The sequence below is a fragment of the Wolbachia endosymbiont of Onchocerca volvulus str. Cameroon genome (genome assembly GCF_000530755.1).
Classification (GTDB): Bacteria; Pseudomonadota; Alphaproteobacteria; order Rickettsiales; family Anaplasmataceae; genus Wolbachia.
This window is the reverse complement of sequence record NZ_HG810405.1, coordinates 266,276-279,981: the sequence shown is the minus strand read 5'-3', so window position 1 is coordinate 279,981 and position 13,706 is coordinate 266,276. Positions and strand designations below refer to the sequence as shown.

The following is a 13,706-nucleotide window of genomic DNA, read 5'->3' as shown; positions in this document are numbered from 1 at the left end:
AGCCTCCAATGTTTTATCTTTTGCTATATTTTCTAATTTATAGAATCAGTACGTTTCTTATCATTACCATCATTGATATTGCTAATACTATTTTTTATATAAATAAACTATATCCTGCCATAAGGCTTTACCATAATATACTAATTTCTATAACTTTTTATACATTCATAATACAGCTATCTCTATGGTATCAGCTGTATAAAATTTCTATTGCAAGCTTTTATAAAATACCTATATTTCTCAATTAAATTTAATATAACCTTTTCCAAGATACAGTAGTACTAGCTACAACCTGTTGCTAGATAACCTTTGCTCGTTTATAAGAAGAAACAGCAGCGAAAAACGAGCCAAAAGCAATGAGAAAAGATCCAAGCCAAATTGTAGACATTCCAGGTTTGTAATATACTTTAGTAGCAATCTTGTTCTTATTCTTATTGATTTTGCCGATTATAACGTAAATATCAAAAAATAAATTGTGATAAATGCTACTTTCAGCATTCCTCTGACCTTCCACAAGATAAAATCTGTATTCAGGAGTTACTTCACCTAGCACCCTGTTACTCAATAGATTCCTAATATCCATTGTGCCTCTTACTGCTTGGAAATTTTTCTCTCTTATTAATTCGATATTTCGTAAAGTGACCTCAAATTTATTGACTGTTATGCTATCCCCTATTTTTAAGTAGTTCTCTTTTTTCTCTTGCCAACCAACTGAACAGGTTATACCAAGTACTAGAATTGCTACTCCAGCATGAGCGAGCATCATAGCATAGTAAGACCCGGAAACTCTCTTTGCTAATAAAATTGATTCTCCCAGTGCCATCTTAAATAAACGGATTCTTTTACTATATGCTTCCAAAATAAAGACTAATAATGCTATAGAAATGGTAATTGATAATATGATCATTAACTTCATATGAAAAATAAATGGTAAAATAGCTGCAGCACTACAAAATGTGAATTTATATTCACGGAGTATTGATGATAAACTATTTCCTTGCCAACGACAATATTGTCCTACCATAATGAGCACTAGAACGACTAGCACAATAGGGTTAAATAAGGAATTGTAATATGGTGCTCCAACTGAAATAAGTTCACCAGTCAAATATTCGAGCATTACAGGGTATAAGGTACCAACAAAAACAATAAAAAATGCTGTAATAAACAACAAATTGTTTATTAACATCATTGTAAATCGTGAAAAGAATCTTCTACTCCCTGGTATCTGATCAACTTGACCACCAGGTTTTATATTTTCTTTCTCTCTAGATTTCAGTGTTAAATACTGTAATGACAACAAAGATATATGTTTTTTTCTCGTACACACTACAAATATTACTAAGCTGCTAATTACAATTACACTAAGTAAAGCTAATATATATAATCCATACCTTGGATCATCTGTAAACGTGTGCACTGAAGCAAGTATTCCTGAGCGAACTAAAAATGTTCCAGCCACACTCAGTGTAAAAGTTGTAAGTGCAAGCAAAGTAGCAAAATTCCTTAAAACATTAAAATTTTGTACTACAAGTAGCAAATGTATCAGTGCTACTGCAATTAACCACGGCATCAAGGAAACATTTTCTACTGGGTCCCAAAACCAAAACCCGCCCCAACCAAGCTCACGATATGCCCACCAACTGCCAAAGCTAATGCCAAAAGTAAGCAATGACCAAGAGACAAGTACCCAAGGCCTGATAATCCTAGCCCAAAGGTTTCCTTTAGTGTCTACAATTAACCCAGCTATAGAAAGCGAGAAGGGAACACTAAACCCAAGATATCCCAAATATAATATCGGTGGATGGATTGCAAGACCGATATCCTGCAATATCGGATTAAAACCAAGGCCATCCGGTTCAATACTTGTCATTTTAACAAAAGGATTAAATTCAAGTAAAGTAAACAACAAAAAACAGAAGCAAATCAAGCTTTGAGTAATTAAGGACACCCTCTTCAATTCACTGCTATTATCAATGAAAGTACCCATCAGAAACAGGTAAAAGGTAAGAACTAAGGTCCAAAGCAGCATTGACCCTTCCTTATTCCCCCAAACACCACAGATTTTATAGATCAAAGGCTTTGTTGTATGAGAGTGGTAATATACATTTTCAAGTGAGAAATCGTTTGTAATGTGGCAGTAAATCAAAATAGCCATTGACGCTGATACACAGAAAAATACAGCAATAGTAATAAATCGGTAAGAACTAAGCGGTAAAAATAAATATATTAATGATAATAAGCAAGCTGCTAGTAGCAATATGTTTCCAAGCTCAGACATAAGTTATAGATATTTATACAATGATATTACTAATAATAAGTTGAAAGTTAAAGTTTTAATATAAAAATAAAACTAGCATGATGCTTCCATACTTTACTGTATCAATCACGGTAACAGTAAGTAAAAATTAAATATTAAGTTTTACACTTTTATTCTTTAGGACTGGTGTTGAAGTAATATCATAGGTACAATCAAGATTAGCAAATCTTTATATTAGTAAAAATAATAAAATAGAACAGTAATAACAAGTCAGTAATTGATTTAAAAAAATCTCTATACTGTTTTGGGATTTTAAAAGTAAGAAGATTTCAAATATAAGAAAAGTAAATTATTAATAAAGAGATTTAGCGACTATTTGCTGATTGACTTGCAAAGAAAATAAATTATATGTAACTAAGTAAATTGTAAAATATATTATTTATAATGTTACTAGAAGTGTTTATGGTAATGTTTTCACGGAAGTTAAGTACCTAATAATCTAGTGCTGAATAAGAACCAAGGCAATAAATAGATAAAAAACGATTAAAGAAGCTATTGGTGTTTTCAAAAAGGTTAACATAAAAAAGCCTTTCATAAACTCTCAGTAGCAAAAAAGCAAACCAGAAAGTTTTCAAAAAATGTGAAAGAAACTCAAGAAAAGATTAAAATGAAGAGAGTAAAACTAAAAAGACTTACTGATAATAGACAATCAATAGTAAAAACAATTAGAAATTTTTATAGAAGTTAAGGATAGCCTCTTTATCTATTTAAGTTAGTTGAGCTCAACTTTTTGCAATAATGTTGAAATGTATTAGAATATTAGAGAAATCGTTTTAGGTAAAAAGAAAAGAACCAATTAAAGACTTCCTATTAAACCATGATAATTCGTTCAACGAAACGTATTCTAAATTATATGGTAAAAGAGACAACGTTACAGCAGTACTATCAAAGTAATGAGTTAAAGAGTTTTTACGACAAAGGTATAGAGAAAAAGAAGTATTGCAACCAATAGTACCTTATATAAAGAATATGGAAATTTATGTGATAAGATAAATCCAAGAATGCAATCGAAAAAAAGAATAACGGAAGAAAAACTTGAGGAAAATAGGTAAGTTAATGCTAGTATAATTAAATGACATAAAAAATATGTTTAGGCAGCCCTTAATTGTAAAAACTTTCAGAGTTCTTGCATAAGAAAAAAGTGAATATTCATTTAGGGATAGCGCATACTAAAAAATAATTAAACTTATATATCAGTAAAAGATTGCTGGACATCAGAAAAATTCGTCAAAACTTATCTTAAATAAAAAAATATTCGAAAGTATGCTACACGAAATTAAGCAGTTATGCAATGTAGAAGGATTTAAGAAATTAGTAAGTAATATACGGAGCAAGATAGGTTAATAAAAATTTTGATTCAGCTTTACCAAACAAAACATACATAACAATTTAGGCACTCTCAGCTGAGAAAAATAGAGAATCCTTTAATAGAACTAAGAAAAACTTCACAAACTGACGGTGAAACTGAAGTAGATCAGGCTATAATTTCTTTGACACTAAAATTTAGTACAGTTACTCTAACTTAGGCTTTGCACTTATGTATATCTACCAAGCTGTCATTCAAGTGGCACTGGCATTTGAGATCTAGAAAACTTAATTGCAAATTGGTGTACTGTTTTTAATAGAATTATGTAATAAAAATTAGGCCCTAGTATTAGTTACCTGAAGATGATAAGCAAAAAATGTAATGTTTTCCCTATCGGACTTAAATCATAACGTTCACATACAATTAAAAAGGTCAAACTTTTAGAACAATGAAAACGATCAGCACTTTAATTCAAGAAGGATCAAAACTGTTATCGTCACATAAAGTTGAATCACCATGTCTGGATTGTGAGATCATAATGCAGCATGTTCTTGAAGTAGAGAGATCATACATAATTATGAACCGTACCGATCAAGTACCGATGGAGAAGGAAAAGTTATTTTGGAAATTAACAAAAAAAAGAGCGAAAAGGTATCCAATATCACAAATAATAGGTAAACGTGAATTCTGGAGTAAAAATTTTATAGTCAATCAGCATGTTTTGGATCCAAGACCAGACAGTGAGACAATAATTTTAGCAGTGTTAAAATGCTATCCAAACAAAAAGCAGAGATTAAAAATTGCAGATTTTGGCACAGGTACAGGTTGCTTACTAATATCCTTACTTAGTGAATATGAATATGCCGTTGGTGTTGGTTTTGAGAAGAGTTTAAAAGCATACAGAGTTGCTTGCCGGAATGTAAAAAGTCATAATTTACTTGACAGAGCTAAAATACTTCCAAGTTCATGGACAGAGTGCAGAGGCTTATTTGATCTTATAATTAGTAATCCTCCATATATCAAAAGAAATAAGTTGAAAGATCTGCAAGCCGAAGTACAAAAAGAACCGAGAATAGCCCTTGATGGTGGTATTGATGGCTTAAACTGTTACTTAAGTATTTTTCCAATATTGAGAAAATGCCTTAAGAAAAATGGGTTTGTGATATTAGAAGTAGGTGAAGATCAAAGTGACATTGATAAAATAATTCCTTCATATGGATTATTTTTGCAAGAATATGTGTATGATTTAACAGGAACAAAAAGATGCATTATTATTAAGCAATAGACTTTTCTTATATAACTTGGAAAAAGAGTGTACATTTTAACATATTGGTGCTTTTTGTAATACTATATTGCTCTTAAACTATCTTTAAAAAATTTACAAGCAAAGAAGAAAGGCAAAAGAAATTCCAAACAGCTAATTACTCACTGCTTATCTTAATAATATAGATTTTTTTGACGTCTTGAACATTTCATAAGCACATTTCAACTTGTATAAACAAAAGACACAGAAGCTTTTAAAGATATACGGTGCATATGGTGCACCAAATACGCTAAATTTTTCTGCTATTTAATCTGCACAGAATAAAGATAAATGAGCATCTTCGATACTCTATACCAAAGAGGCTAGTGAAATTTGTTAGACAGTTCTGCTCTCCTATTCTCAAATCATAATATCTATACAGTTGTACATCACATACTAACACAGTAAAAAAGAATAGGGTTTCATATAGTTATATAAGCTTACTCAACATAAACCAGTTTCTCACACACACATTTTACTACATAATCAGCATTAATGTTAAAATATTTGTAAAGTACTTTATAAGGCGCCGATTCTCCAAAGCTCTCCATGCCAACAAATATACCGTTTGAACCTATATATTTGTGCCAACCAACTTCACTTCCAGCTTCAATTGCAACTTTAATGCTGTCATTACCTAATATTGTCTTTTTATATTCATCACTTTGCTCATCAAAAAGTCTCCAGCATGGCATAGAAACAACTCTTGTACCTATCCCTTTTCCCTGTAATTTTTCCCTTGCTTCAACTGCAATTTCAACTTCAGATCCAGTAGCAAATATCGTTACTTGTAATTTTTCTAAGTATTCACATAAAATATATGCACCAAGCTTTGATAAGTTAGCGGATTGATCAATGTCAAAGTGGAATTTGCGTGTGTAATTCACACTTTGCCTTGAAAGTGCAAACAACGTAGGTGATTCTTTTTTTTCCAATGCAATACTAACGCATTCTAGAGTCTCAAGTGCATCAGCCGGCCTAAAAAGATACAGATTCGGTATAGCTCGAAAAGAGGATAAATGCTCTATCGGTTGATGAGTTGGACCATCTTCTCCTACTCCAATTGAATCGTGAGTTGTTATATATATAATCTGCTGTTTCATCAAAGCTGAAAGGCGTATCGCGGGACGATAATAGTCAGAAAATACCAAAAAAGTGCCTCCATAAGGAATAATACCACCATGAAGAGCCATGCCATTCATACAGGCTGCCATAGCATGCTCTCTTACTCCATAATGAAGATAAGAACCATTGCGATTATCTCTATCTATTATCTTCATATGCCCATACTTAGTACAATTTGACCCGGTAAGATCAGCGGACCCGCCAATTAATTCTGGCATAGAATTAGTTAAAAATTCCATTACCTTGCCGAAAGAAAATCGTGTAGCTTCACTTGGCATTCTTTCATGTATTTGTTTCTTTAAGTTTGCTAAATCACTGTTAATATTATCTGGTAAACGTTTATCTAGCCGTCTTTGAAGTTCTGCATGATATCTTGTCGTTCCAGTATCATATACTGGAATCCATTCTTTTTTTTCTTCACTATCCATACGCTTAAATAACACTGAATTATAGTCTTGCTTTGCTCTCTTAACTGCCTTCATCCAAGCATTTTTTATATCTTCTGGAACATAAAACGGTTCATAGTTCCAATTTAATTTTTCTCTTATTTGCTTTACATCTTTCTCTGTAAAAGCACCACTGTGAGCGGAAGCTGTGCCAGCACAGCTTGAAAATTTCCCAATGATAGTTTTGCAACAAATTAATGTAGGTTTATTAGACCTTTGTGCTTGCTCAATTGCGAGCGATATAGAGTCGAAATCATGCCCATCAATTTTATTAACGTTCCATCCATATGCTAAAAAACGCTTTTCTACATCATCAGAACAAGAGATGCTAGTAGCACCATCTATGGTGATATCATTATCATCAAAAAAGGCTATCAACTTATTCAATTTAAGATGCCCAGCAAGTGATGCTGCTTCGTGACTTATTCCTTCCATGAGACAGCCATCTCCTAACACTACATAAGTGTAGTGATTAATTCCAAACTGCTTTTCAAGAATCAATTCAGCAAGTGCCATACCTACTGAAATAGCGAACCCTTGCCCTAGTGGACCTGTTGTTGCGTCCACCCCAGGAGTTAGACAAAATTCTGGATGACCTGGAGTTTTAGATCTGAATTGCCTAAAATTTTTTAACTCATCTATACTAATATAACCTGTCAGGTATAATATGGAATATAGTAACATTGAACCATGACCATTTGATAAAACAAAACGGTCTCTATTGAACCATTTAGAATCATCAGAGTTGTGATTGAAGTATTTGGTAAATAAGATAGTTGCAATATCTGCCATGCCAAGTGGCATACCTAAGTGCCCAGAGTTCGCTTTTTGTACTGCATCAATTGACAAAAAGCGGATGGCATTTGCCATAGATTTCAAAAGTAGATAATTCATATGTCGATAGATAAGAGAACTTAAAAGTAAAGTGTAATATACTATATTAGCAAAAACAAGTTGACACTTAATACTAAAATCTTTAATAATCTAGAGTTATATTGTTAAAATTTTGATATGACAACTGTTGTTAGTAGAAAGTATAGAATCAGCCGTAGGCTTGGCATGAATTTATGGGGTAGGGTAAAAGACCAAGTAAACAAAAGGAAATATCCTCCAGGACAACATGGTATTCTTGGGTTCAAAAGGTTATCTGATTTTGGTAAGCAGTTTGCTGCACATAAGAAATTTAAGTTTTATTATGCAATTTCAAGTAAACAACTCAGGCGTATATTTTTAGATGCTTATAACAGAAAAGGTTATACAGCTGATAATTTTATTGGTATCTTAGAATCAAGGTTAAGTGCTGTTTTATATCATTCTGGTCTTGTGCCAACAATTTACTCAGCAAAGCAACTTATATCTCATAAGCATGTTACAGTTAATGATAGAGTGGTTAACATATCAAGTTATCGAGTAAAACCTGATGATATAGTGAAAATAAGAGAAAGCGCAGTAAAAATCCCTGTAGTAATAGAGACCATAGAAAAACAAGAACGCAAAGCTCCAGGTTATTTAGAAATAAATAGTAAAGAGCATTCAGTAAAGTATTTAAGAGTACCTCAGTATTCTGAAGTTCCTTACTCAGCAGATATGGAAGTTAATTTAGTAGTAGAATTTTACTCTAGGTAAAATAAAAGGGCCTGTGTGGCGGAATTGGTAGACGCAGCGGACTTAAAATCCGTGGGTTTTGCGGCCTTGGGAGTTCAAGTCTCCCCATGGGCACCAGTTTAGTTTATGAAAAGATACAAGAAATATGAAATGGCTCAATATAGAAAGCATCGTAGAAGCTTTAGAAAAAAAATTTCCAAACGAGGACATAATTAATATCAGATTTACTGAGCTTAAGAAAAAAGTCTTAGGTTTAGAAAAGTTTGATGATGATGAAAAACGCTGCAATGAAAAAATACTTGAAGCTATTCAAGCAGCTTGGATTGAGGAGAGATCTTACAAATAGAAATGGCAGCTACTATTAAATGATCTTGTTTACCATTTTAACATGTAATCCATAGCTATACAAACATTGTGATTTGAACCTACCAGCAGGATATCGTGCAAGTAGCTAACACTAGTAGTCAGTTTGCTGTGCAAGCTTGTCAAAAAAATTTCTCTTAGTATAGTATAAAAAGCTGCTTTTATATTTAGCAGCAGCTCAGTGTGCTTACTTATAAGTAAAATTCCTGGATTTTAGTATAAAGTGTTGAATAACAACGAGAGGAAAAAATTCACTCCGGTAGTAATGATTAAACTAATTCTAATTAGAAGCAGAAAAGTTAATCAATTATGAAATGAGAGTGGCAGCATAGCATAACAAGTTTAGTAAATGGAATGATTGTAATATGCCTGACAGATTCTGTATCAGCATAGACTTTTCATAAAATATTATCTTTTACGGTATGAAGACAAGGAGTAAAGCTGCATTCCAGCACACCACTATAATGCAAGATTTTTAACCTATTGTAAGACGAAAGGATAATAAAAAGCTATTTTATAGTACAAAATATTTTACTACTATATTTATATAATCTTTGGATTAAGGAATACCTTTTTAATATTATTGATAACTAATTTACTTACTGGTTATTTTATAACAATTTTTTCAGTTCTACACAAACAATTTAAATAAAGTTAGTAAATGATGAAGGTGATTTAATAGAAAAGCTTAAATATATTGTACGTGATCTACCTTAAATAAGTCATCCTATCACACTTGATTCTAAGGTAGTAGTTTATTCAACGAGGTTGATTCTATTAAACTTACCGTGATGGACTAGTTTTATTATTGACGCGATCACTGAGGCTTGTGAATAATATTCATTACTACTATATTGTAACTATAGGAAGGAATTTAGTTTGTAGTAAAAAGATGCTTAGACAAAGTGGTCCAAGGAAATTAAGATCTATAGTAGAAAGTTATACATTAAAATGCATGAAGGGCAAGATGAGCAAAAATGAAATATGTCTTATTTTAAACTGGAGGAACATAGTTGGAGCAGAAATAGCAGAGTGTACAAAGCCAAGAAAGATTTCCTATGCACAAAATATAAATACAGGTGTGTTACATCTCACAGTAGCAAATGGTAGTAAGGCACTGGAAATTCAACATATGATCTCTCTTATAATAGAGAGAATCACAATATTCTTTGGCTACAAAGCAGTATATAGTATAAAAATTAAGCAGGAAAGTGTTGATTATTTCAACATATAAGATAATCTATGGCACATAGAATAACTTGGTATATCAAAGTGAGTAGAGTTTGCGAACTAACAAACAGAAGGAAGTCTTTTGGTAATAAGGTATCACATTCAAACCGTAAAACAAAACGCACCTTTCTCTTAAATTTGCATAGTGTTACGTTGATGAGCAACATCTTAAATAAGAAATTTAAGTTTCGTGTGGCGGCGAGAACTTTAAGGACTATAGATTATAAAGGCGGCCTTGATGCTTTTTTGCTCAACACAAAAACAATTAAGCTAAGTGAGAAAGCACAGAAAATAAAAAGAAGGTTAAAAAAAGTTTTAGCAAGGCAAGAGGTAAAATTAGCCACTTCAGATGCATAGTAAGCCTCCATGGCTCAGGACAAAAGCTCCAGCTAGTAAAATATTTAATGAAATCTTAAACACTGTTAAACAGTATAACTTACATACAGTGTGCGAGAAAGCCGCTTGCCCAAACATTGGTGAATGCTGGAACAAACGTCACGCTGCTATGATGATTCTTGGTTCTGTTTGCACTCGTGCTTGTGCGTTTTGTAACGTTGCAACTGGTACCCCTGATAAATTAGACCCTCACGAACCAGAAAATTTAGCAAGGGCAATAAAAAAATTAAACTTGAAATATGTTGTCATTACCTCCGTTGACCGTGATGATTTATTAGATGGTGGCGTAAGTCAATTCGTAAAGTGTATAGAAGAAATTAGAAAGATTACTCCAGAAACAACAATAGAAATTTTAACTCCCGATTTTTTAAATAAAAAAGGTGCATTTGAAGCAATTGCTGTTGCATCACCTGATGTCTATAACCACAATATTGAAACAGTGCCAAGGTTATATGCAAAGATAAGGCCAAGGGCACGTTATTTTCATTCATTGTATTTGTTGAAAACGGTAAAGCAGACTAATCCTAAACTTTTCACAAAATCAGGGCTCATGGTTGGTCTTGGAGAAACAAAAGAAGAGGTACTTCAGGTCATGGATGATTTACGAAATGCTGAAGTTGATTTTATAACAATAGGTCAATACCTGCAGCCAACTCCAAAACATGTAAAAGTTGATAGATATATTACCCCAGAAGAATTTGAGCATTATAAATATATTGCTTATTCTAAAGGATTTCTAATGGTTGCATCAAGTCCATTAACCAGGTCATCATATCATGCTGAAGAAAGTTTTAGTAAGCTCAAAGCTTATTATTTTCCAACATAGAAAATACTTGACGAGCTTTAGCCACAACATATAATATTAATCTTGGGTTTTATATGATTTCCAGGAGTTTAGTAGTAGTATTATACGTATAAAGTTTAAGTTGTGTACATTAGGATAAATTTTTACCTAGTTAGCTGTTTTCAGTTTAAAATTAAGGAAGGAGTTACTATATATATATTAGCAAATGTTAGCTAAACTTATATTATGGATTTGAATAAATTTACCGAAAAAGCAAAGAGCTTAATCCAAAGTGCTCAAATGAAAGCGTTGGGAGCTGGACATCAAGTTTTTATGCCTGAGCATCTACTAAAAGCAATGCTTGAAGATGAATCAGATTTAGTTCAGGATTTAATAGTAGCTTGTGGTGGGGATGTACAAAGTATTTCTGATGCTACAAATAGTGCACTAAAAAAGTTTCCAGTAGTTGAAGGTCCAGGAAGCAGTGGCCTTCAACTTTCAAGAGAAATGGCAAGAGTTTTTGAGGATTCAGTAAGTATTGCTAGGAGGAATAAAGATACATTTGTTACTGTTGAGCAATTACTGCAGAGCTTAGCTGCACAGAGGAGTGATACTGTGGGTAAAATTCTAACAGAAAACGGTGTTACACAGCAGAAATTGAACTCAGTTATTACAGAAACAAGGAGAGATAACAGTACGGGCGCGCCAAGAATAAGGGGAAAGTTGACTGTAGCAAAGAAATATACAAAGGATGTTACAGAGCTTGCTATGCAAGGCAAGCTTGATCCTGTAATTGGTCGTGATGATGAAATTAGAAGAACTATACAGGTATCGCTTAGGCGAACAAAGAATAATCCAGTGCTAATAGGTGAGCCTGGTGTTGGGAAAACTGCGATAGTTGAGGGACTAGCAAACAGAATTGTTACAAACGATGTGCCACTTGGTTTACGCGATGCAAAGGTCTTAGCATTAGATCTTGGCGCATTAATTGCTGGAACAAAGTTTAGAGGAGAGTTTGAAGAAAGACTAAAAGCAGTTATTAATGAGCTTTTGAAAACGGATGAGAAAGTTATTTTGTTTATAGATGAGCTTCATACTTTAGCCGGAGCAGGAGCAACAAGTGGTGCAATGGATGCTTCAAATTTACTGAAGCCTGCTCTTGCACGTGGAGAAATTCGCTGTATAGGAGCTACAACGTTAGATGAGTATCGTGAGCATATAGAGAAAGATCCTGCACTTGCAAGACGTTTCCAGCCTGTGTTTATCTCTCAACCAACTGAAGCTAATACTATTTCAATACTCAGAGGTCTAAAAGAAAAGTATGAAGTGCATCATGGTATAAGAATCACAGATGGTGCAATAATTGCTGCTGCAACGTTGTCCAATAGATATATAACAGACAGGTTTTTACCTGATAAGGCGATCGACTTAATTGATGAAGCAGCAAGCAGAGTAAGAATTGAAATGGATAGCAAGCCTGAAGTAATTGACGAACTTGAGAGGAAAATAATACAGTCGAAAATTGAGTCAGAAGCTCTAAAAAGAGAACACGATGAAAACTCTAAGCAGCGTTTAAAGAAGATAAATGAAGAAATTGAAAACCTAAACAGTAAATTTGCTGATTTGAACAGCAAATGGCAGATGGAGAAGAGTAAAATAGCTAGAATACAAGAGACAGCTGGAAAATTAGATAGCGCTAGAAAAGAGTTAGAATTGGCTCAGCGCAGTGGAAATTTAGGGAGAGCAGGGGAGTTGATGTATGGTATAATTCCTCAGCTTGAAAATGAGTTGAAAGATCAGGAGAAAGTTACTGATAGTTTCCTAAAAAAAGAAGTTGCTGAGAACGACATTGCAAATATTGTTTCGAAATGGACAGGTATTCCAGTTGATAGTATGATGCACAGTGAAAAAGAAAAGCTTCTTAGCATGGAAAATGAAATAGGGAAAAGGGTGGTAGGACAAAAAGATGCAATAGAAGCAATAAGTAATGCGGTTAGGCGCTCTCGCTCTGGCGTACAGGATACTAATCGTCCCTTTGGTTCATTTTTATTTTTGGGCCCAACCGGAGTTGGAAAAACTGAACTAGCGAAAGTTCTTGCTGAGTTCTTATTTGACAACCAAGGAACACCCCTGCGCTTTGATATGTCTGAGTATATGGAAAAACACTCCATCTCGAAGCTAATTGGTGCACCTCCAGGATACGTTGGCTATGAACAAGGCGGAAGATTGACCGAAGCAGTAAGAAGAAGACCATATCAAGTAATTCTATTTGATGAAATAGAGAAGGCAAATCCTGACATATTTAACCTATTGTTACAGGTTTTAGATGAAGGTAGGCTAACCGATAGCCATGGCAAATTGATTGATTTTCGCAATACTATACTAATTTTAACTTCTAACCTTGGCGCTGAGATAATGCTAAAGGGAGTTGCTGACTCTATAAAAAGTGAAGTAATGCAAATAGTTAAGTCAGCATTTCGTCCAGAATTTTTAAACAGACTGGATGAAATTATTATATTCCATAGTTTAACCAAGGACGACATTTATCAAATAATAGATGTTCAATTTTCTCATTTACAAAAAACGCTTGCTAAGCTTAAACTAAGTATAAGTTTGTCACAGGAGGCTAAAGAACTAATAGCACAAACTGGCTATGACCCTGAATATGGAGCAAGACCTCTAAAAAGAGTAATACAGGAATGTATTCAAAATAATCTAGCCAAGCTAGTTTTATCGGAAGAAGTAACAGAAGGTAGTGAGCTAATAGTGTACGCTCTTAATAATGAAATCTTAATTAAAAAGGTTTAAAGTGGCTGTGTGTTGCATAA

9 protein-coding genes and 1 tRNA gene are annotated in these 13,706 nt (G+C 33.4%); 8 read left to right on the top strand and 2 right to left on the bottom strand.

Features of this window, described 5'->3' with window-relative positions; all coding sequences use genetic code 11:
- Positions 1 to 298 precede the first annotated feature (298 nt).
- A complete protein-coding gene (locus WOVOC_RS01105; protein ID WP_025264055.1) occupies positions 299 to 2,281 on the bottom strand; it encodes a heme lyase CcmF/NrfE family subunit in 1,983 nt (660 codons plus the stop codon).
- A 1,793-nt stretch (positions 2,282 to 4,074) separates the two neighbouring features.
- Between WOVOC_RS01105 and prmC the strand changes: the two genes are divergently transcribed.
- On the top strand, positions 4,075 to 4,911 hold the full coding sequence (prmC, locus tag WOVOC_RS01100) for a peptide chain release factor N(5)-glutamine methyltransferase (RefSeq protein ID WP_025264054.1): 837 nt from the start codon (positions 4,075 to 4,077) through the stop codon (positions 4,909 to 4,911).
- A gap of 458 nt (positions 4,912 to 5,369) precedes the next feature.
- On the opposite strand, the gene tkt is transcribed toward prmC, so the two are convergent.
- Positions 5,370 to 7,394: a transketolase gene (gene tkt / locus WOVOC_RS01095; protein ID WP_025264053.1), complete on the bottom strand. Its 2,025-nt coding sequence runs from the start codon at positions 7,392 to 7,394 to the stop codon at positions 5,370 to 5,372.
- Positions 7,395 to 7,511: 117 nt separating this feature from the next.
- Between tkt and rpsD the strand changes: the two genes are divergently transcribed.
- From rpsD to clpB, 7 genes are all read left to right on the top strand, one after another.
- Positions 7,512 to 8,126 (top strand): 30S ribosomal protein S4, encoded by a 615-nt coding sequence (gene rpsD, locus WOVOC_RS01090; protein WP_025264052.1) that lies wholly within the window; start codon positions 7,512 to 7,514, stop codon positions 8,124 to 8,126.
- Between the two features lie 9 nt (positions 8,127 to 8,135).
- Positions 8,136 to 8,222, top strand: a tRNA-Leu gene (locus tag WOVOC_RS01085).
- 28 nt (positions 8,223 to 8,250) lie between these two features.
- Complete coding sequence (iscX, locus tag WOVOC_RS01080) at positions 8,251 to 8,451, top strand: Fe-S cluster assembly protein IscX (RefSeq protein ID WP_014869079.1); 201 nt, start codon at positions 8,251 to 8,253, stop codon at positions 8,449 to 8,451.
- Positions 8,452 to 9,360: 909 nt separating this feature from the next.
- Positions 9,361 to 9,702 carry a DciA family protein gene (locus WOVOC_RS01075; protein ID WP_025264051.1) on the top strand — a complete coding sequence of 114 codons (342 nt, stop codon included), beginning with the start codon at positions 9,361 to 9,363 and terminating at the stop codon, positions 9,700 to 9,702.
- Between the two features lie 38 nt (positions 9,703 to 9,740).
- Positions 9,741 to 10,055 (top strand): 50S ribosomal protein L28, encoded by a 315-nt coding sequence (gene rpmB, locus WOVOC_RS01070; protein WP_025264050.1) that lies wholly within the window; start codon positions 9,741 to 9,743, stop codon positions 10,053 to 10,055.
- On the top strand, positions 10,048 to 10,920 hold the full coding sequence (gene lipA, locus WOVOC_RS01065) for a lipoyl synthase (protein WP_025264049.1): 873 nt from the start codon (positions 10,048 to 10,050) through the stop codon (positions 10,918 to 10,920). Before rpmB ends, lipA begins: the two co-directional genes overlap by 8 nt.
- Positions 10,921 to 11,124: 204 nt before the next feature.
- Positions 11,125 to 13,686, top strand: coding sequence for an ATP-dependent chaperone ClpB (gene clpB, locus WOVOC_RS01060; RefSeq protein WP_025264048.1), 2,562 nt, complete (start codon positions 11,125 to 11,127; stop codon positions 13,684 to 13,686).
- Positions 13,687 to 13,706 lie beyond the last annotated feature (20 nt).